This window comes from Paenibacillus sp. UNC217MF, from assembly GCF_000686865.1.
GTDB lineage: Bacteria > Bacillota > Bacilli > Paenibacillales > Paenibacillaceae > Paenibacillus_B > Paenibacillus_B suaedae.
Genome location: NZ_KK366027.1, coordinates 1,152,892 through 1,174,150 on the forward strand (window position 1 = coordinate 1,152,892; position 21,259 = coordinate 1,174,150).

At 47.2% G+C, this 21,259-nt stretch carries 21 protein-coding genes; 3 read left to right on the forward strand and 18 right to left on the reverse strand.

The genetic code is table 11. The features are described from left to right. Positions 1-71: 71 nt before the first annotated feature. From BP95_RS0121245 to BP95_RS0121315, 15 genes are all read right to left on the reverse strand, one after another. On the reverse strand, positions 72-584 hold the full coding sequence (locus tag BP95_RS0121245) for a GNAT family N-acetyltransferase (protein ID WP_028533174.1): 513 nt from the start codon (positions 582-584) through the stop codon (positions 72-74). Positions 585-675: 91 nt separating this feature from the next. Continuing rightward, positions 676-873 (reverse strand): DUF4184 family protein, encoded by a 198-nt coding sequence (locus BP95_RS0121250; protein ID WP_028533175.1) that lies wholly within the window; start codon positions 871-873, stop codon positions 676-678. A gap of 2 nt (positions 874-875) precedes the next feature. After that, a complete protein-coding gene (locus BP95_RS0121255; RefSeq protein ID WP_021253110.1) occupies positions 876-1,130 on the reverse strand; it encodes a DUF2164 domain-containing protein in 255 nt (84 codons plus the stop codon). A gap of 31 nt (positions 1,131-1,161) precedes the next feature. Beyond that, entirely contained in the window at positions 1,162-2,193 is a 1,032-nt protein-coding gene (locus BP95_RS31070) for a phosphotransferase (protein WP_081819937.1), read from the reverse strand. A 458-nt stretch (positions 2,194-2,651) separates the two neighbouring features. Next, positions 2,652-3,191, reverse strand: coding sequence for a DUF402 domain-containing protein (locus BP95_RS0121265; protein ID WP_021253112.1), 540 nt, complete (start codon positions 3,189-3,191; stop codon positions 2,652-2,654). A 170-nt stretch (positions 3,192-3,361) separates the two neighbouring features. After that, positions 3,362-4,177 (reverse strand): hypothetical protein, encoded by an 816-nt coding sequence (locus BP95_RS31075; protein WP_155987324.1) that lies wholly within the window; start codon positions 4,175-4,177, stop codon positions 3,362-3,364. A gap of 119 nt (positions 4,178-4,296) precedes the next feature. Continuing rightward, the gene (locus BP95_RS0121275) at positions 4,297-5,049 is read right to left on the reverse strand and encodes a vWA domain-containing protein (protein ID WP_028533176.1); all 753 of its coding nucleotides are present in this window, start codon (positions 5,047-5,049) and stop codon (positions 4,297-4,299) included. Between the two features lie 49 nt (positions 5,050-5,098). Further along, a complete protein-coding gene (locus tag BP95_RS0121280; RefSeq protein WP_028533177.1) occupies positions 5,099-7,135 on the reverse strand; it encodes a membrane protein in 2,037 nt (678 codons plus the stop codon). 100 nt (positions 7,136-7,235) lie between these two features. Next, a complete protein-coding gene (locus tag BP95_RS0121285) occupies positions 7,236-7,511 on the reverse strand; it encodes a WXG100 family type VII secretion target (RefSeq protein WP_021253116.1) in 276 nt (91 codons plus the stop codon). Between the two features lie 119 nt (positions 7,512-7,630). Then, a complete protein-coding gene (locus BP95_RS0121290; RefSeq protein ID WP_021253117.1) occupies positions 7,631-7,948 on the reverse strand; it encodes a DUF4176 domain-containing protein in 318 nt (105 codons plus the stop codon). 196 nt (positions 7,949-8,144) lie between these two features. Continuing rightward, complete coding sequence (locus tag BP95_RS0121295) at positions 8,145-9,314, reverse strand: WXG100 family type VII secretion target (RefSeq protein WP_021253118.1); 1,170 nt, start codon at positions 9,312-9,314, stop codon at positions 8,145-8,147. Between the two features lie 4 nt (positions 9,315-9,318). Then, on the reverse strand, positions 9,319-10,182 hold the full coding sequence (locus BP95_RS0121300) for a hypothetical protein (protein WP_051614169.1): 864 nt from the start codon (positions 10,180-10,182) through the stop codon (positions 9,319-9,321). An 18-nt stretch (positions 10,183-10,200) separates the two neighbouring features. Continuing rightward, complete coding sequence (essC, locus tag BP95_RS0121305) at positions 10,201-14,232, reverse strand: type VII secretion protein EssC (protein WP_028533180.1); 4,032 nt, start codon at positions 14,230-14,232, stop codon at positions 10,201-10,203. 36 nt (positions 14,233-14,268) lie between these two features. Further along, positions 14,269-14,601, reverse strand: a complete 333-nt coding sequence (locus tag BP95_RS0121310; RefSeq protein ID WP_028533181.1) for a hypothetical protein — start codon at positions 14,599-14,601, stop codon at positions 14,269-14,271. Positions 14,602-14,808: 207 nt separating this feature from the next. Next, positions 14,809-15,795: a helix-turn-helix transcriptional regulator gene (locus BP95_RS0121315; RefSeq protein ID WP_028533182.1), complete on the reverse strand. Its 987-nt coding sequence runs from the start codon at positions 15,793-15,795 to the stop codon at positions 14,809-14,811. 110 nt (positions 15,796-15,905) lie between these two features. Here BP95_RS0121315 and BP95_RS0121320 point away from each other — a divergent pair, with 110 nt between their 5' ends. Beyond that, on the forward strand, positions 15,906-16,271 hold the full coding sequence (locus tag BP95_RS0121320; RefSeq protein ID WP_028533183.1) for a VOC family protein: 366 nt from the start codon (positions 15,906-15,908) through the stop codon (positions 16,269-16,271). Positions 16,272-16,580: 309 nt separating this feature from the next. Here BP95_RS0121320 and BP95_RS0121330 read toward each other — a convergent pair whose 3' ends face one another. Next, a complete protein-coding gene (locus BP95_RS0121330; RefSeq protein WP_021253124.1) occupies positions 16,581-17,180 on the reverse strand; it encodes an HD domain-containing protein in 600 nt (199 codons plus the stop codon). A gap of 286 nt (positions 17,181-17,466) precedes the next feature. Between BP95_RS0121330 and BP95_RS32090 the strand changes: the two genes are divergently transcribed. Further along, positions 17,467-18,099: a stalk domain-containing protein gene (locus BP95_RS32090; protein WP_419181958.1), complete on the forward strand. Its 633-nt coding sequence runs from the start codon at positions 17,467-17,469 to the stop codon at positions 18,097-18,099. A gap of 159 nt (positions 18,100-18,258) precedes the next feature. Here the strand turns inward: BP95_RS32090 and BP95_RS0121340 are convergent, their stop codons facing one another. Next, positions 18,259-18,993 (reverse strand): class II aldolase/adducin family protein, encoded by a 735-nt coding sequence (locus BP95_RS0121340; protein ID WP_036667448.1) that lies wholly within the window; start codon positions 18,991-18,993, stop codon positions 18,259-18,261. 258 nt (positions 18,994-19,251) lie between these two features. Here BP95_RS0121340 and BP95_RS0121345 point away from each other — a divergent pair, with 258 nt between their 5' ends. Next, positions 19,252-20,013 carry a DeoR/GlpR family DNA-binding transcription regulator gene (locus BP95_RS0121345; protein WP_021253127.1) on the forward strand — a complete coding sequence of 254 codons (762 nt, stop codon included), beginning with the start codon at positions 19,252-19,254 and terminating at the stop codon, positions 20,011-20,013. 128 nt (positions 20,014-20,141) lie between these two features. Here BP95_RS0121345 and mtnA read toward each other — a convergent pair whose 3' ends face one another. Further along, complete coding sequence (mtnA, locus tag BP95_RS0121350; RefSeq protein WP_051614155.1) at positions 20,142-21,242, reverse strand: S-methyl-5-thioribose-1-phosphate isomerase; 1,101 nt, start codon at positions 21,240-21,242, stop codon at positions 20,142-20,144. Positions 21,243-21,259: the final 17 nt, after the last annotated feature.

Consider the following 21,259-nt stretch of genomic DNA (forward strand, 5'->3'; position numbering starts at 1 on the left):
AATGTAGTATCTGTCCCGCTTCCCGTGTGTGGTGAGCAATTGTTCACAACGGAGTAGTCGGATCCTACCTGTTATATCGACAGTTGTCCCCATTCCATAGCGATTTCCGTATGCGGTTCTCCGCCAATCTCAATTTCTTTCTCGCCGACGATTATTGCACCGGTACGACGATAAAATTGATGAGCACGATTCCCTTTCAAAACCCATACCAACATATTCGTATGTCCGAACGACTTCGAATGCTCCATCACGTGTGAAACCAGCTTGCTGCCGAGCCCTTGTCCTTGAACGGTCGACAGCAAGTAGAGTGCATATAATTCTGCTCGATCCGGAAATTGTTCGCTCCGGCTTGGGCCACCCATCGCAAAACCTGCGATTTCCTCAGTATCCTGTACTGCGACATAAATACACTTGTCCTCTGTCAACTGTCCTATTGCATGCTCCCACATATTTTGTCTAGCTTGTACAGATAAGCTAGACAAATAAGTATCTGATATAATCCCTTGATAGGCAGTGCGCCAGCTGTCGACATGAACACGCGCAATACCAGGCGCATCGCCAGCCATCGCTTTTCGAATTTGCAATTGACTCCCTCCTCTACAGGTGAGTTCATCATCGATATATTCAATACACTTCAACAGAAAGTCCTACCTTGGATAAGAAATGCTGCATCCATTACAATGCACACAGAGGGATTGCTTCCAACAGCAATCCCTTCCACGTATGGCCCATCAATTGGTACGGTTCAAGCATAATAAAATATTCAAAGTCAGGTGCCATGCTTCCAAGAACTAGCCCAGTCACACTTAAGTATTGCGGCGCAAGACGCTGAACAGGTGCAGCATACAGTGGATGTGCGAAGGTAAAAGGCATGATTATCTGCTGCCCTTCTCCGATTTCTTCATTGCATATAGATCCTCTTCAATGCCAGCCATACGCTGCTCCAACATCGCACGCGCATCCTCGATGGCCTGATTATATAAGTAGGGCTCAAACATCTTCAGTAGATAGTCAACTAGCTCCTCTGCCTCGAACATGCCCAGGGATTCTCCACGCTCTGTCTCAAAATACTGCTTCAAATCCTCTATCCATTTTTCCTTCTGCTCTCTAGGCAGCTTCTTTACATTCATGATGTCCCTCCTAAGTTGCTAAGTCGCTTGTCTACTTCCTATCTAGTCTATTTCCGCTCGATAAACTTATTATTAGACGACCTGCAAATTCGACAGACAGCGAGTTGAAATACTCCATCTTCTCATCAATAAAATCATCGCCCGAATCGATGCTTCCGACAATATGCAAATCATGGAGACATAGTCCCATTAACCACAACTGACGTGCAGCAACGAATACGGGAACTGCTCGAATATCGTCTTCGTGAAGTTGACGTACAGACTGATAGCCTTCTAGGAATGCATCCCACAACTCTGACAGCTTTCCAGGATCATTGCCTAAGTGCACCTCACGAGCCAAGCGAAATTCTGCTATATCATAAGCGCGGTAGCCATAACCGCACAAGTCAAAGTCATAATGAGTATACGTCTGATCGCCGCTGTAACTAATATTAGTATTTCCATGCAAATCCCCGTGACACACTCCCCAATCCAGCGCTGAGAACTGTGTAATTTGCTCCTTCAATGCGCTGCCAATGGCCATCAACTTCTGAACATCTTCGGGCCTATGCTGAATTCGGTCAGCAATCACCTGCAGCGGCTTATCGATTAGATAATTCTGATCCATTACAGGACGCTCATATGAACTTGTAAACGTATCTGCTGCACTGTGCAGCTGCGCTACTGCTTCTCCGAACAATCGGCTAATGTCGGCATTGTCGATTGAGCGTTCTTCTCCCACAGCATAGGTGAACAGGACGCCAAATCGAATACCTTCAGGCGCTTGGAGCGGATGAACACGTTCCCCATTCAATGCCGTAATCGGTGAGGATACGGATATCCCCTCAGCTTGTAGATGAAGAAGGAAATCCATCTCAAATTCAACCACTGCCTGGTGTCTTCTCCAATCCCCACGATATACACGGAAAATATACAGGGCTTCATCGCCATGCACCTTATAGGTATCGTTCATTCCGCGCAGCAAAAATTCAACCCGCTGAACCTTGCCTACAGCATAATTCTCTTCTATCCATTCCTTAAGTGCTTGCTCGCATAATGTAGAATATACAACTGGAAAATGCATTTGACCCCACCCTTTTCATGTCCGACTGATATACTCTCTTTTTACGTTTCCTTCCTGTTTGCGCAATGTGAGTACAGCAGCGATAAGAAGCAAGGCCAGTGTGAGCGCATACATGACAATTGCTGTTGGGCTGGTCTGCTGACTTGGAAATGCATCCTCTGCTTGATATATAACAAACTTGGCTGACCTAACTGAGTTACATCTTCTTGCGCATGCACGATTTGCAAGGTACATATCTTAGACGCATCAGGTATGGAAAAAGTTTCAACCCACACCCATCCCTTGGTCAAATGAGAGTTAAAAATTGGTTGGCTAATGGTGACTAGAACTAGACTAGCCTACTGTATACCAATACGAAATAACTTCCAGTTATAGATAGGATCTAAATACGGGTCAAGTTATGCAGAAATGCGAACAAGTGCTATAAAGAAATAAAGAAGACTGATATCAGTCTTCTCTCATGGCATAAGCAATTGCTGCATCATTATAAAGTCCTCTTTACTTCGTCTAACTAATGGGTGTTCCTTCACTTCATGAACGAGTCGGGAAGCTTCTTTCACAGCTGTGCTGTATTGATCATGGGTAATGCGTCCCCACTCCAGAGCTTCTTCCAGCTCATCCTCATCCAAGAGGAAGATATGGCCCGATGGCAGCAGCACAACGTCTAAGTATAGGTCGTCGAAATAGGGGATGCCCCGATCATCCGTTCCGACCGGTTCACAAACATCCACGTACCACTGCATGACCTCTCCCTGTTCATCAAATACAGTCGTAATGGAATAATGCTCATGCAAGGGGAAATATTGCATCCAGCAATATCCTGTATCTACGAGCTTTATTCTCTTCCCGTCCATTGTCACTGTTAACGGCTGCCGCACCGCATTGAATTTAATCAGAGAGATGTAGCCTGTAAATTCCGGAGAATCTACTTCAGTTAGCGCGAACTGCTTGGACAAAATCCGTTTCCAATCGTAGCGATCTGCGTGTTTTCTCTTCATGTGGCAACCTTCCTCAGCTCGGATGCCGTCTCTTTATTTCCCATTTGTCGAGCACTGCAGTTCGTCACCTGTATCTGCAGATAGACAAGAGAGGCCCAGCTTCAAATTTCCTTTGCTACGATTATACCTTACTCGCAAGCGTTCGGCATGTGATATATTGTCATATCTCCTTATTTTCCGCAAGATGACCAGCTTATGTCGAGCAGAGACACATCATCCTCCAGCATTTCTCCATTTCGATGCTCCAGCTTGTGGCGAAGCAGTTCGTCTGCAGGCGGATACAGCAGGCTGTCCAATTCGGATAACCCATCGGTATACACCATCAGCCGAAAGGGTGCATTGCCTTCAATATGGTGGTGCAAGGTATGAGCTCTTCCGCCGATGAGACCACGATAGACTGACCACCGTTCTCCACTTGAGCTGGAAGTCTCGAACAGATTGCAGCTTTCTTGTCCATGCTGCCATAACCGACGTCGCCCGTCCCCATGCCATGCAAGCCATATTCGACTATACGGCTCTGCTTCATCCGTTCCATCAGTGCCATCAATCCGCCCGCAGGTGAACATCGCCTCGCTCCCGATTCGTTTCTTGTCTTCCAATACTTCCTTCACAAGTGGAGGGAGTCCCGAGGGAATCGGCAGCCCAGACATTTGCTCAGCTGCTGCATCACGTAGAGAATCTAGATAAGCATGCAAAGACTCGGCATTCAATTCAGACTGAACAGCAATCCAGTCCAATAGATGGGCACCTAGAAACCTCGCAGCAAAATCTCCTTGGTAGCTCAAACTGACCCCATCGCATAATACAAAGCTGAGCGAACCACCATCTATGCGAAAGGCCAAATAATCTTGATTGTTATCCTTATATTGCGCCGTCTCTCCCGCTCGTGCGTAAGCAAATCTACAGCGAAAAGAGGATTGCTCGATCGTCATTAACGGCTGATCCATCTGTTGGGAACAACGGTAGTGAAAGGATGTCAGACTCAATCGGATTCACCCTGCCTTTCTTACGTAATCCAAGCTGTATCGTTGTACAATAGGCATACGGAGATTGAATAGCTTCCTGCAATCTCTCCTCATTGTGAATTCCCTTCGTTAGGAATCAATTAACGCACAGGAGTAGCGGCAGACATTTGGAATCCGATCGAGACCAGCTCTGGACAATTTCCGGGCAGCATCATGTAGGCTCCTGATGAGAGGTGATAATCCGCCTCCACCAACATCTCACGATAGCTGTCCGGCAAGATCGAAGACATACTTCGCAGCTTCTGTGCATGTTCATCGGTAAGAATGGTATCCTGCACGATCCCCTTCCACCTGCGGGGTTCTTCAATTGGTGTATCCAACATGTGATCCGTAATAAATATATTCTCGATAAGCACATTGCCGTCCGGCACACTCATTTGCATAATCCGCCTAGCAATTGGCGCTGGATCATCCCCAGTAGCAACTCCGTCCGTCATATGGCAAATAAGCGGAGCAGGACAGTCCTGCATATGAGGCAGCTCGGCCTCCAGCAGTCTCTCTGCCTGAAGGAACGCCTTGGCTGCATCAGAGAAGCGAACCGGCGTCAAATCAGGTAATGCCCCCATGCTTGCAATCTCGTCAATTCCCTTGATGCCATTCAGCACATCATAGACATCGTCACTGTAGGCCAATATTGCAATGCGATAGCGCGGTGTCAGACGATTTCCCTTCGTAGAACGGAATACCATCTGTCGAATCGCTTGGGATAATGCGTCATATACTACATCGATTCGCCGTCTTCCGGCCATCGTCATATTCATGGAAGCACTGATATCAATTAAATAGATGAGAAGTGCAGGCGTGCGCTGTGAAGCCTGTATCGTGTAGTTCATCCGTCCAATTCACCTCATAGCATGTTATTTGAATCGTGCCTGGTCCACGCTAAATGTCAGGCAGCTGATAGGACGTATCATTCAAGAACTTATAAATATGTCCAGCCCTCGTCCCCACCTTGCCTACATTTTTGAAGTAGTCTGGGTCCTTTTCATACCGTTCTGTAAACTCTAACGCATACTTTGAAGCATTTTTCATATTATTTCTTGATAGTGCATTGTACGCTTTATTGTAAGAAGCAATTAGCAGTACCACGTCACGGTTGCGAACCTTCTTCAATTGAGCAGCTTTCTCCGCGGCCTGTGCGGCCTGTGCCGCTTCCAGCCGTTTGCGCTCCTGCTCGCGAGCCTGTTCTATTTTCAGCTGTTCATCCCGCTTCTTCTTCCACTCCACATACTTCTCATATTGCTCTTGTTGATCATACTGGGCCTGCAGGCGTTTCCGCTCCGCATCCTTCTTCTTCTGTTCCTCCAGCTTCTTGATGCGCTGCTGTTCTTCTATGCGCTTCTGCTCATCTTCCTTGCGTTGCTGTTCCTCTTGCTTGCGCGCTTCCTCCTTGAGCTGTTCTTCCTCACGAACCCTTTTTGCTTCTTCCTGCTTCCGTTCCTCTTCCGCCTTCAACTGTTGAGTCTTCGCGTCAAGCAGCGCTCGTTCTTCCGCAGCCTTCTTGACCGCATCTTCGTTCATCTGATTTACCACAAAAGCTCCACAGCCAAGCAATAGGAGGGCTGACGCTACACTAATGATCGCAATCGCTCGCTTCCCTAGCTTGACCTTAGACCGTGGCATTTGATCTGCTACCCTTGCAAGCTTCTGCTCCAAGTCTTGAATCGCCGCAGCCAGCTCAATATGCATCGGACTTTCCTTCTCAACAAAATGATGAGCCGATCGGTACACTTCCAAGGCACTTTGCAGTTGATTTTGCTCTTCTAGTTCTCTGGCCTGCCGGAACAGGCGATTGACCACATCTGGATCAACATCAGCCCGAGCAGGAATAAGGGGGACGGATACTGCATCGGGTTGTACAGCAGAATTTTCTGTGTATCCTTCCGCCTCTTTATCTATCGCTTTATCCTCTGAACGCTGCTCATGAATCGCTTGCGTTCCTTCTGGCGCATTCTGCTGCTTAACGTCTATAACGATCTGTTCTTCCTCGGCTACGCCATTAAGCACAATCAACCATTCACCGAAGGTCGGACAACTGCTCAAATCCTGGCTTTCCCAAGCGCGTGAGAACAGATCCGATACTTTGCCGCCATATCGTTCTGTTAATACATGCTTCAATCCCTCATAACGCTCGCAGGAGGTTTGCATTTCACGTTGGTCGAAATAGCTCTCGCCCCATGCCTTATCCACGATCTGCTGAGATGACCAACCAAGCATCTCTGCAAGAAGAATGCTGCCTGCGAATCGATCTGCATATGCACTCCACATCCCTGTCAGCAGCGCACGATGTGCAGCATATCCTGGAGAGCCACTGAACAGCACATCCGGTCGATCCATCTTAGGACTATAGAGCTGCTCCACATCTACCAGTTCAATCGATGATGCCTTCGAACTCTGCTTAACTTCCGAGAAAAACGGAAGCATGACATTCGGCGCAGACAAATCGCAATGTGCCAGACCTCGCTGCTCCATACCGGAGCATACTCGTGCCAGCGATTTGGCAATCTGCAGGCTGTCTTGGCGTGTCAGCCGATTATGTTCTGCAACGATATCCAGCCACGTCGGGCCATGTATCCACGGCATTACCACTGCATAGAGCAAATCCGTGCTCTTCTGGATAAGTCCTCCGTTTTTCTCAGGGGTCAATACGTTCCGACTGCACACGCTTAGTCCTGGAAGCTCACTATAGGTATCGAGCAGCTCAGATTGATATACCATCGCAGGGATACGATACTTCGGATGGAACACTTTGAGCGCCTTTGCCTCTACAGCATCTCCTCGGGTTGGAAGCAGCTGATAGATGACACCCTGTCTGCCAGCCTGCGCATATACGAGGCCAGGAGCTGCCGGATGTTCGCCGAACCGATATTCGATATCTTGAATAATGATCGTATCTCCTGATTGTGGCTGAAATGACATAATTCCTATCCTCCCGAGATGATGCATCTGTATGATGTAAGAAAAACCGGGAGTGTCCTACGCCCGGCTTCCTCTTCGTATTCAAGTAAGAATTGAACGATTAGCGCTGTTCATCCACAGAGCGGAACTTCTGCGCAATAGCCTTCAATTCTTCGCTAATTGTGTTCAAGGTTTGAACGAAGGATTGCATCTGCTTGCTTGCTTCTTGGAATTCTTGGAAGAAGCGCTGTTTCGTCATCCCTTCCCATTGACCTTCCATTCCTTGAATAGCCTGTGTCAGGGTAGCTACGATCTGTTGACTCTGATCTCCACCCTGCTTGAATTGATTCGATACTTGATCAACCTGTTCCGGTGTAATTAAAATGCGACCTGCCATGTTTGTTCCTCCTTTTGGTAGACATAGACATTTGAACGACAAATAAATTATGCAAATATTTCTATTCATAATTGTACATGAAATCTATTACAAATTTAAAAGAGTCTGCAGTCCTAATTCTAAAATGTGGACTCCTGAGCCTGAGGAACGCTCTGAAGTACGAGTTGGAACTGCTCTTCTTCCACATCGGTATAGCCAACGTGGACAATCATTTCAATGTCTTCCTGATTGAACAAATAGGAGTAGTTCTCATCAATATACCCTTCAGGATATATGACTCCCAAATAGTCGAACAAACGGTTCGTAGTGATCTGCAGCTGTTTGCGGCCATATATCATTAATTTTTTGCTTCCTTCATGCAGCAGTACGATAGAGCCGAGTGGAAGCAATGCATCCTCTCCATTCCCAACATGTTGTTGTTCAGTTTGATTCCCCATAATTCATCCTTCCCTTTCTACTCTTGCATCCTACAATTCTTATCGAAGCTGCAAACGCGATGCGACGAGCTGATCATATTAACCAATGTACAAATAACATGAGCAGTATTCTGATCCTACAGAGCGATAAATAAATATCATAATATAGTTCCTATGTCATAAATTAGGTCAGTCTATTAGACCCGTTTTAATAGCTTCAACTAGGCAGCAGTTTACCTACTGAACCGAACATATCTGAAACCTTATTCACAACTTTGCCAGCAGCCTTCGTTGCACCGCTCTTCACCGCTTTAACGCCATCTTGAACGGCTTCAGTTGCCGCTTTCGTTCCACTCGCAACGGTATCAGTCATGGTATCCACCACAGTGTCAACGGCATCAACCGCATGGGTCTTGATAGACTTGCCGTTAATGGTTACCTCCGTAACCATAGAGATAGCAGCTCCTGTTGCTAACCCTACTCCTGCCCCTACAATAGTGCCGGCAACAGGAACGACTGAACCTACCCAGGCTCCCACGGCAGCACTCGCTGCCATGGTACCTACTCCGATTGATCCATTCACAACAGTACTGGCAGCTGCACGACTAGGGCCACCCTTCTCGTAATCCGTCATGACTGCGGTACCTGTATCGTATGCAAGCCCCGCATATCCAAGCTTGGCACTCCATCCCTTGATAGAGAGCGATTCCTTTGCTGCAACTACTGGATCAACGAATTTCCACACATTTGCATGATTCGCTGCATTCGATGCCGCATATCTCGTTCCTTGAATCCCCTCAGACAGTGCGAATTTCGATCTTGCACCGCTGATTGTCACGTAGCCGTCTCCACGAACATTCACATTGAACCCGCTCTTCGCCATATTGATCATGCGGTATCCGTCTTTGCCATAACCATACATTTCAGGAGTCGTTGGCTTCCAATTCCAACCGCCTGAACCTTTATCCTCTTGTGTGCCAATCGCCCGAACAACCGCATTTGGGTTCGATATGGCGCCTACCTGTGTCCCTAGAGCAGGGATAATCAGTGATGCCCCCCCAATCCCTATCGTTGAATATAATGACGCCGCCGAACCGATTTGATAGGCATGGCCTAGAATCGGGTGCGCTTGCTGATCAGCTGATTGGAACTGATCCGCCTTGGACTGAAGCTGCTGGCTTAAATCAAACAAAAGCGTATGTATTTGAGCCGATAACCGAGAAGCTTGCTGCCATTTTTCTCCGATCGCAGCCTTAATAGAAACCTCCCACTCCAGCGTCTGCAGAGAACGTTCCAATGACGATTGAATCGCATTCAATTGCTCCGCTGTTGCCTGCAACTGACGGCTCCCCTGACGAAGCGCATCCGGCGTTACGATAATGCGCACGATGTCACCTTCCTTCTTCTATAGAATGCTGGCGTTCCCACTCGATTAACAGGCCTTCAAGTTGTTCCTTTGTTGTTAATGTGGCAGTCAGCCAATCCTCATCACCTTTGGAGCTTTGCCGAATAAGCCAATTGCGGGAACCTCCGACGAGAAAAGCAGCTCCCTGTACATCCCAGCTTTTCTCATTCCACACAAGAAACAAGAGCTCCCCTTCTGCGGTACGATGCTTCAGCGAATGCGCCAGGGCCATTGCTCCCGCTTCCTCTCCATCGAAGGTCATTAGCTGACTTGTCATTTGCTCTACGGAAAGATCATCTGCATGCTCATAGAGTTTATGGAAATGCCTTTTGGACAGCATAACAGCAGCTATCTCGCTTTCCGGCTGATCAGCCCAGTTCATGCGGTTCACAATGACGGAACATGCCTCATTCGTCGAGTCATATTCTCGAAAGGAGCAAATTTCCGGTTGGAGCCGCTTCTGTGCTCGTTCGATGACTAATTCATTCGTAAAATGAAAATAGCCTTCATATACTTCGCGATTAGGCCCCTCATCTGCTGCATTTGAAAACCGAACCCAGCAGGAGCGATTTGCCAATCCCGTTACCGCTACCGTTGAATAGACGTGAGATGGCATAGCCAGCTCTCTGCCTCCAGGCTCTTCCGTTAAGTATCCCTTGCGCAGCAGCGCAGCTTTGACCTTATTCCATTCTTCTGCAATTTCCTCAGTTAGATAGCCCCGAAATGGATCCTCGATCCCAAGCAAGCGATCAGATCCAATGATTCCAGCGAGAAAATACAATTCTTTTACATGAAGCTCAATACCGCTTCTGCCATCTTGCGCTTGTAGATATGGTTCGTTACTCGTCACCAATGTGTCCACCCCCCATCAGACCCGCACTTTCCAACGTTTATGTATATGTGTTGTCCATGCGGCCGGAGTCCATTTTTCATCGTAGGGTATTGCTGTCTTTATTTTTGTAAATTTGCGTCTAACAAAATATCCTTGACCAGGAGGAAGCACCTTCGACCCACTAGATCCAGAAGACTGCGACTCTGAGATCGGGATTCGGAAGAAGGACAGATCATTCGCATCAATCGTCCCAAATAAAAATCCCGCTTGCGATGCTTTGACATCGTTAAACCAGTCCACCCCGAAGGTTGGAAAATCAGACGGAACCCCTGCCAATACGAGATGTACCCCTTTATCCCGACCTTGGCGTACGATCGCAGACAGTTGATCTTTGACCGTGTAATCTGTGAGCTGCTTGCACAGCATATCTGCATCATCCATAACCAGCAGTAGGATTGGATCCCCTCCATCCTTACTCCGGGACGAGACCTGATCATATACTTGCTGAATGAATCCAGGAATTCGCTCTTCCTCTGTTACAATCTCCCTTACATGAGGCAAGTCTCTTAGCGAAGCAACGCCATTGTCCCCATATCGAACATCAATCGCATAGATATGCAAACGTTCTGGAGACATATGATAAGCCAAAGACAGCATCCAGCTCGTAAGGAATGAGGTCTTGCCGCTCTCCATAGGACTTGCGACGACGAAGTGAGGACCTTCCTTCAAATTGACCAGATATGGCTCCAAATCATCTGTGCGCACGCCAACAGGCACGGGTTGCAACCGTTCCGAGCATTGCAGCTGCTCCGCTTCTATGATCTCACTTTCCTCGTATGAATCGTCGTGCAGCTTCAGCAGTTCACTAAGACGCACACGCTCAGGCAAGCTGCGAATGAGTGGGGCTGCAGCCCCTTGCCAGGAATTGTGCATCAATCGAATCTGTGAACGCAACTGAAGAACACGTTCTACATCATTGTTCCCATCCGCAGGATAAGCAGTCTGGAATTCGATCGGTACCCCGTTATGCTTAATGAGTCCGCGACCTGCCTGCAGCCGCGCCGGCGTTCTAGCCGGTCTGCCCACAGCAAAGTAATAGTCGCTTGGATCAGCTAATTCATACGAAATCGCATTCGATATATTGCTACGGAATTTGTCAAAAATATCGGTTACGCGATTGGCTGTAATCACGAATGAAATGGCCAAGCTGCCGCCTTCTCGAAGCAAATATTCCAAACATTCATTCTCATCCGGATAGGAAGTTCGGAAATTCAAATACCCGTCAATGATAACAACAATATTCGGCACCGATAGCTGTGTTACCTGCCGATAAGAAGCAATCGTCTTGACGCCGGCTTCGGACAACATCTCTGTTCGTTCCTTCACCTTCGCAAGAAGATAGCGGAACAGCCGCTTGAGTCTATCTTCATCCTCACCTGCAATTACCGCGCCCACATGAGGCAAGTCAGCATAATCCTTCAGCATACGCCCCATATCCACAACATAGCCGTGCCAGACATCAGGTTCATACTGCTCAGCGAGAGACATGAGAAGTGTCTGTACAAATGTTGTCTTTCCCGTTCCCGGCATTCCGTATACTGCCCAATGTTCATGATCCATTTCGATGCCAAGCGGCTCCTGCCGTTGGTTCATGACGTCATCCAGCAAGCCTACAATTGGTTGTATTCCCTTAAAATCACCGGAAACACCTGACAACGTCCGTGTACGCTTGAACAATTCACTGCGACCTAGCTCTTGTGGCAGCGGGGCGAGCCATGGCCCTTGCAATCGATTAATTCCCTCACAACATGCCGCCTCGGCAACAGCATCAATGAATACTTGAAGCTGCTTCAGCTGATCTTGCTCATCATAGGCCGACAATAGTGTATCACTAGGCAGCAAAGCCTCCATCTTCCCGTTCAGACGAACCTCGCTCACTTCAATTCGCAGCGGCTGACCTTCCTGACGCTTTACCAGATAAGGTGCACCGCTCCATGCGAATTGCATCTCCTCGAACACTTCGTCACTGCCCACCTGAAAATACCCGCGCCCTGGATGCGTAATCCAAGCTGCATTCGGAATTTTGAGCATATCCCGACTATCGCCTTCACTCTGAACACGAAGGCAGATGCGGAATCGTGTATTGCTCCATATCTTCTCATCCACTACCCCGGCAGGCTTCTGAGTCGCCAGCAGCAAGTGAACACCTAATGTACGTCCAATAGCTGCTATACTGATCAACTCATCCATGAATTCTGGCTGATCCTTCTTAAGCTGAGCAAATTCATCAATGATGATGATCAAGTGAGGCAGCGGATTCTGATAGCGAAGCGGCGACTTGTAATACTCGTCAATATGCTGCATGTTTCCCGCATCATTCAAGATGTGTTGTCTGCGAATCAGCTCAGCACGAAGCGATACCTGTGCACGTTCGATCAGGCTCTCGTCTAGATTCGTAATGGTTCCTACGACATGAGGAAGTTTCTCGAACGTATTAGACATTCCTCCGCCCTTGTAGTCGATCAGCATGAAGGCCACATCATGAGGGTGGTATTCAGCTGCCAGTGAAGCAATTAGCGATTGAATAACCTCACTTTTGCCTGAGCCTGTTGTTCCTGCGAGAAGTCCATGTGGACCGTGTCCCTTGCGTTCAATCTTGTCATGGAGATTCAAGGACACCAGCTTGCCACCAGCACGCACACCTACGGGCACTGGCAATGTATCTGGATATCGATTTCGATTCCAGCGTTCCACCAGCTTCAATTGATCTACTTGTTCTACACCGAACATATCGAACAACGTTAGAACGGGTGGAAGATCTGAAGCAGCCGAACGCTTCAAGCGAATCGGCGCCATATATCTTGCCAGCGTATCGATCTTATCAGCAGATAAATGATCCATATGGAAGGAATGCTGAACGATCCCCTCCTGATCCGTTTTTTGCGTAGATACAGCAGTATCTGCACCGACTTCGACAATAAGGCGGCATTGCATCGGAAGCCGCTCCTTGCGATCAGACAGCACTAGGGTACAGCTGTCCACTCGGCTCGCTTCTTCTAATAGAAGAGGATATAGCGGCTCTTCCTCGATCATTTGGCTATCCTGCAGCAGAACAACATAAATGGGAAGCTGCTTCTTCTTCTCGCCTGTCGTCTGGAAACTCTTGCGACGATTTAGAATTCCATACAATTGATCAGCCAATTGATGTGCCGTACTACGCCGATCAGCCAAATAACGCTGTGTACGATCATCATTCCATGTATGCGGAAGCCATCGCAGCCAGCCCCAATTCTCTGCTTCCTGCTCATCGTAGAGCGCAGCTAGCTTCACCTCATCAGGCGAATGCCTTGTCGTCAGCTGAGCAATCACAATCCGCACTGCTTCCATAACGGAATGTTTGTCTCCAACGATTCCGACTACCTTCGACTCATACAACGGCAAGGTAATTGGAACCTCATCTACTGTGCGAGAATCTTGTTCGAGCTTATGAGCCGCTTCGATAAGCGGATCCTTCTCGTAGCCATCGGTTCGCGGAGTAATGATTGGCATATAAAAAGGCACTTCTCCGGTGCCAATGCGAACATCCATAAAATCAACATCAAAAGGCCCGCGTTCCCACAGGCTGCTGTTGCGATTTTTCACAATTTGATGGCACACATCTGGATCACCATGAATCGCATACATCGCTGCTCGCTGCTCGTGCTGCTTCTCGATAATCTCCAGACGATGCTTCTCCAATTGGGCCAGATACATCTGACTTCGTTCCGCCTGCTTGCGCACGTACTGTCTTTTGTTGCTCAAATACAAGAAAAATGGAAGCGTATAGGACATAAGCATCATCGAGATGGTAATCATTTGAAACATCATATAGTTACTATTGCCCATCTTCCCTGACATGGACATATATATGTAGAAACCGATACTGACCAAGGTCATCACAATCGGAATAATCAGTGTAACGATAGAGAACGTCGGACGCGACGGTTCAGCAGGAGGCCGTAATATCTCAAGCTTCTCCTCTGGTAATTCCGGCTTAATGCGAGGCGATCTCTGATACATCACGTTCACATTGAACAACTCCTCGTCTCGTTCCTCTTGTCACGACTACTCAGTATGTTCATCAGCCTCATCGAGTTGGAACAATGCTCGGCGACCAAACGATGGTACTGAATCTGTAGTCGTGGAGAACGCTCGCTGTACACGAATGTATGCCCCTTCACGGACACCTGCCTCCAGCAAACGCTGCTGCTCAGGAACAGTACTCCATAATCCTTCTGGCTGCTTGACTTCCAAAATATATTGCATATGATTCTTCGGTGGTTCTCCGAATAGCTTCAGTCCAAGTATTGCCTTCAACTGAACTACTGTACAATCATCCGCTACATCAATATCGAACCACTCACGGCCTTGTCTTCCAAAAGAGACGGTAAGTATCATAAGCTAAGGCACCTCTCACACCAGCACGTAGTGATAAGTCAACTCTAGCACCATTTGACTATTATTGTCAATTTATGTGAAATCACACTCTATTAATTCGTTATTCCTACCAAATTTACTCCAAATCTATTACTTCTCTGTTTAGTATATATTGGGATCACACAATTACAATAAGCCCAAAGACGGGGTTTAACCCCAGAATATCCCTCAAATAGACTGGTAATAGAGATTCATAGTGGACCTCTCTAAGTGTTGATATTGTGCAATTAACTGCTCCGCCTTCTGCTGAATCAACTCTATAATCTCTGGAGGTTCGATGACATGCGCATCTGTCCCCATTCCAAACAGAATGTCCGCCAAATAGCCTACCTCAGTCGCCGCGATCACGTGATTGATCACACCCGTCCCATCTTCGCGCACAGTCAGCGACTTATCCAACCATGGATCGGCTTGACATTTCCGAACCCCAAGCTTCGTCAATTCCACATAAATGGCAACAACATCGTCCTTCAGTTGGGGAGGCTCGAACCACTCTTCCAAGCTCATTAGCTCTAACATAGGTACTGTATGCTGCTCAACCTCGATCACTTCAAGCATGCAATCCGCACGGAACAACCGATACCCTTTCCGCTCCATACAGTAGGCTGGGCAATACCAATAGCCATTATGGGCATATATGCCGATTGGAACGATATCGCGCAATTCCTCTCCTCTGATGGAAGCATAACGGATCTGGATCACCTTATTGTCGAGCGAAGCATGCAGCAATTGCTGCAAATGCGGTATATCCTGTTCACGAGGAGGAACCCAAAATCGTACACAGCGCTTCATCGCGTCGATTTGCTTTTGTGTATGTGGAGACAGCACCTGATAGAACTTCGATAATGCCCTCGTGGCATCCTTGCCAAATGGGATTGTCTTATATTCTTGCAGCAGCTGAACGGCGAAAAAGATAGCAAACGCCTCCTGCTCCAGAAATGTCAGCGGCGGAAGCAGCTTCTCCTTCAACAAACGAAACCCGCCTCTAGGTCCATACTCCGTATATAGAGGAACACCAAGCTCTTCTAATTGGCGCAAATCCCGCAATATTGTCCGTACGGATACACCACTTTCTTCCGCCAGCTCACGCGCGGTAAACTGCTGCTTCTTGTTCACAATCATCATCAACTCAATGAGTCGCTGGGATTTGTTCATGCCCAAGACTCCCCCCTCCCCCTATCGTAAAACGATTTCATAACTATGACATGATTTGTCATGGTTAGATAGTACAGTATGAGTAGTACGAGATACAAGGAGGAAATAGAATGATACGAAAAATGGAATGTGCCGCATTATATACTGCCAACATAGAGGAATCCGTTGCTGTCTACACCGCAATTGGGTTAAAAGAGAGTTGGACGATCACACGCCCTCTTCCAAATGGGGAACCATGGACAATTGTGGGGTTGTCTTTCCCAGATGAACGCAGCTCAGAGCTTGTGCTGCAGGACAACCCTGAGTTGAAAGAAATCGATATCGAACTTCTCGTTGATGATGTACGAGAGACGTATGCGAAGCTGCAAGAACGGACTGATATTCATTGGATTCGAGAACCGTTCCCTACCGAATCTGGACACGTTGCCGTCATGGAAGCTCCAGATCACAACGTGTTCGTTCTAGTTGGCAAATAGTGAAGAATATTGAGGATGGGATTGCGGTGTACATGCATCTCTCTCTATCAATTTGCTGTAGCGGAACCGTTCAGGGGGCAGCATCTATTGCGACAAATGCCGGATACCTTAGCTCCTCATCCGATAGAATCAGCCTGCCCTATTCAGTCTAGCTTCAATGGATACTATGAGCATAATGGATGGAAGCTGGAAGGTTCGAGTGAAACCCGCAATCGTTGGGTTCTCTACGTCTAGATGAACAAAGAGAAAAGGGGGAAGGATGCATATTCACTCCTTCCCCCTGTATTCACGGTTTGATGCTAGACAGCCTTAGTTAGCCAAGTATCCCTTCTCCACCGAACTGCGGATGAGTTCTTCCGCTAGCTTCCCCAGTTCTGGAGCTCCATCTCGGATGGCTTGAATCCGCGCCAACACTTGCTCACTCGTTACCTTATGCTCTTTCCACGACTTGCCTTCTGTCACATAGTTGTGAAGCAGCGGCTGCAAACGATCAAGTGCAACGGCAAATTGTGCTTCCGGTGTCTGACGCTGCTCATATTCCGTCCATAATTGGGTTAGCGCCAGTTTCTGATCCTCTGGCAAGATGCCAAACAACCGCTTGGCCGCCTTGGACTCGCGCTCGAACTTGCTTGCATTGCCTTCAGCGTCATATGCAAAGGTATCCCCTGCATCAATCTCGACCACATCATGAATAATTAACATTTTGAACACACGGAGCAAATTCATATTGCGTTCACTTGTATATTCGTGCAGCAGCATTGCCATCGCTGTCAAATGCCATGTGTGCTCGGCATCATTCTCATGGCGGCTTCCATCAAGCAAATACGAACGACGAAACACCTTCTTTAATTTATCCAATTCCTTCACAAATTCAAGTTGCTTCATTAATCTTTCATTTATGCCCGCCATGAACGTCATTCCCCTTCGTCATCCTTACGCTATCCGTGCAGGATTCCCCTGCTGCAGATGCTTCTACATCTCATTATCTCACAGCCATCCGAAATTGCATAATGGCAAAAAACACGATAATCATTGACCTATCTCGTCATTTCTCAAATATTTCCTAGTTCTTAAGAGGTAGTGGAACTATAATAGAATCGATCCATAATACCTATGCGAATAGAAAGGGGTTACCACGATGAAACGTGTAAGATGGAGTAAGCTGATAGCCGTAAGTACTGCTTGTATCGTTGCGATGACGACATTTTCATCGATCTCAATCGCACACCCTGGCCGAACAGATAGCAACGGGGGTCATACGTGTAGAACGAATTGCGAAAAATGGGGATTGGAGTATGGGGAATACCACTATCACAATGGTGGATCTAAGTCTTCTTCTAAGAAGAGTTCGTCGTCCAAATCATCCAACTCTTCCAAATCTTCATCATCTAGTAAATCAACAACAAAAAACAAAAACAACGCTAAACCTGGTAACACAACTAATAAACAGGCAAAAGAAAACAAACCTATCGTCACGGAAGTAGCAGCTGCCATCACTCTTAACAAGGAAGCAACTAAACTGCCTATTCAGGCTGTACGCCATGACAGCCAGCTTATGCTTCCACTTATCGATACCTTAAAGGCACTACAAGCAAACTATTCGGTTAAAGACAACAAAATCTACATATCTTCAGCGAAACGGCAAGTGATTGTCCCAATTAAGCATAACCATTACACCTTCTCCATTGACGGAACGATTAATAAACTTACGGCTCCCATGATTGTATACAAAGGCAAGTTCATGGTTCCACTTCAGTTGCTTCGTGATGCATTGCCAAGCACTGTGGAATGGAATGAGTCAGAGAAAACAATAAATATCTCCCTTTAGAAAAAGTAACAGCCCCAAAGATATCGCATCCGACGCAGCTGCATGGATTGTGACTATTCTTTGGGGCTGTCTGTGTATGAAATTAGAATTAATATCCATCCTGAATTTCTAATAATCCCTTCACCCTGCCGACTTCGGGATCTGTTTCGATGCGCATATCTACGATTTTAATTTGGATACCACTCGTTCTACTATCTTATCCGCAAGTTGATCGAAGAGGGTGTCTTCCTCCCGCCGCCTTAACGATGGATTTCCACCGCTTGTAACGCCCATCCGGCTTCGTATGTCTACGAGTTCCGCGACCTGCTCACTTGACAATTCATTCGTGCGACCAAGCAACCTGCTCGCATACATGTACATCAGTGCATAATGCTCCAGCGATTCCATTCGGAAATAGGCTTCTGTCATATCCCTCCCCCACGTTAATGCACCATGATTCGCTAGGAGCACAGCATGATATCCTTTGCAATATGGGGCAATCGAATCAGGAACCTCCTGCGTACCTGGTGTCGCATAGGGCGCAACGGCTACTCGTCCCAGATTAACAATTGCCTCGGGAGAAATAGCTTGATCCAGATCAATCCCCGCAATAGCAAATGCCGTTGCCACTGGAGGGTGCGCATGAACAACAGCACGTACCTCCGAGTTCTCCTGATATACTCGCAAATGCATCTTAATTTCAGAAGAAGGCTTGTATGTACCCGACAAAACATTACCCTGCATATCCATCTCCACCAGCATGTCAGGTGTCATATAGCCCTTGCTTACCCCTGTCGGTGTCGCCCAAATGGTACCCGCTTCCGTCTTCATCGTAATATTCCCATCATTTGCAGCCACATAATTCCGTGCATACATCCTTCTGCCGATTTCACAGATGAGTTCTTTCATTTCCATATCTGAGTTAGCTTGCAGCTTATTCAATCCTTCACACCCCCTGTGTCTCTGGCTTGTCTCCACATCAAACATAAAGAGGCTTATATCTAAAGTTTGAATCCTCGTATGCCACATAATTAATATTCGTACTTTATATCCGTTTTGTCAATGTATTGTGTTGTTTTATGTGGATTGTTTATGCATGAAGTTGGCAAGCTATAGAGAGGAGGTATGATATAATGGAGTTAAAATCAAACATAAGCGGAGAGAACGGACAATATGCTGCCTATTACGAGAAAAGCGAAAATTAAAGATATCATCCAAGAGGAGAAGAGCGTTACGGTCGCCAAGCTTACTTCACTATTTCAAGTCACGGAGGAGACCATTCGTCGAGATTTGAAACAACTAGAGGAGGAAGGCGTATTGACTCGAACTTATGGAGGTGCGTACATACCTGATGGTGTTCAAAATGATATCAATATCCAGCTCCGAGAACATATCCATGTTGATGGCAAGAAGCGAATTGCAGCGCAATGCGCTCAATTTATTTCAAACGGAGACTCCATTTTCTTAGATGCCTCTACCACCTCACTGTACATCGCACAACAGATTCAGGAGCAGCGTCTGACGGTCGTAACCAATTCAATTAAAATTATTAATGTATTGATGAACAGTCCACAAGTGCATCTTGTTGTCATTGGCGGCGGCATATCCTCCAGCTCCATGTCGGCTCTGGGTAGAAATGCGGAAGTGAATATGAAGAGCTATTTCTTCGATATGGCATTCATCTCCTGCCGATCAGTCAGCATCCAGCATGGACTGACAGACTCCAATGAACAACAAGCTGAGGTTCGGCGCATTGCCGCAGAACGGGCAAACAAGGTATATTTAGCTGCGGACTATACGAAATTCGACCGAACTTCTTTCGCAAGTATTTGTGATTTGGATCAAATCCACACCATTGTTACTGATCAGCGTTTGGATGAAACATGGCATGAGGTCACTAGCACGAAGGGGATCTCCTTATACGAATGCGAATAAATACATGTACAATAAGAAAACCCCTGACAGACAAATCGCCTTGTTCGTTGTCGATTTGCATGCAGGGGATTTTTGTTTAGAAACGGATTCGTCTCATTAATATAAACTCGATTACTTTAAGCAGTCGATCAACCCTTCTTAGACGCAGCTTCCTTGCGGAACATCTCTGACAGAGAATCTGCAAATGGCGGATAAGCAATGCCATGCTGCGTGATGATTGCTGTGATGAGAGAATGATCGGTCACATCGAAGCTAGGATTGTATACCTTAACCCCTTCTGGCGCCATTGGCTGCTCATACCACTTGCTCGTTACTTCACTGTCAGGACGCAGCTCGATATGAATATCGTCGCCTGTCTGACACTCCAAATCCACCGTAGATAATGGCGCGCATACATAGAACGGGATGCCATAATGCTTTGCCAGGATGGCCACACCAGAAGTGCCAATCTTGTTCGCTGCATCACCGTTCGCCGCCACTCGGTCGCAGCCGACCAATACAGCTTGTATCTTGCCTTCCTTCATAACGATAGATGCCATATTGTCACAGATCAACGTTACATCCACGCCCGCTTCCTTAAGCTCCCAGGCCGTTAAGCGAGCCCCTTGCAGCAATGGACGCGTCTCATCTGCGTATACCTTGAACTGATAGCCCTGCTCTTGGCCGAGATGGATAGGTGCAAGAGCTGTTCCATACTTCGCTGTTGCAATGGCCCCCGCATTGCAATGTGTCAAGATGCCCCAGTTCGGCTGAAGCAGAGACAATGCATAGCGGCCGATGCTCTCGCATACCTGTTCATCCTCTGCGCGAATCGCTTCTGCTTCCTCTTTCAACGCTGCCTTAATCTCAGCAACAGAGCGTTCTCGCACCTGTTCCAGCCTTGCTTCCATACGATTCAGCGCCCAGAACAGATTCACTGCCGTTGGTCGCGACGAACCCAAGTATTGCTTCGCATTGCCGAAATCTTCGAAGAATTCCTCATACGTGTCCGCTGAGGATCCCTTCACACCCAAATATACCCCGAATGCCGCCGCAATGCCGATAGCAGGCGCACCACGTACCTTCAAATGATAGATAGCATCCCAAATATCTTCGAGCTTCTGAAGCTCGAGATATACGGTTTCATTTGGGAGACGTGTCTGATCTAGAATGATTAGCGTATTCTTCTCATCCTCTAACCGAACTGACGATATCATGCTGACTGTTTGACTGCTGTTCATTTGACTCATCCTTCCATCCTCCCATT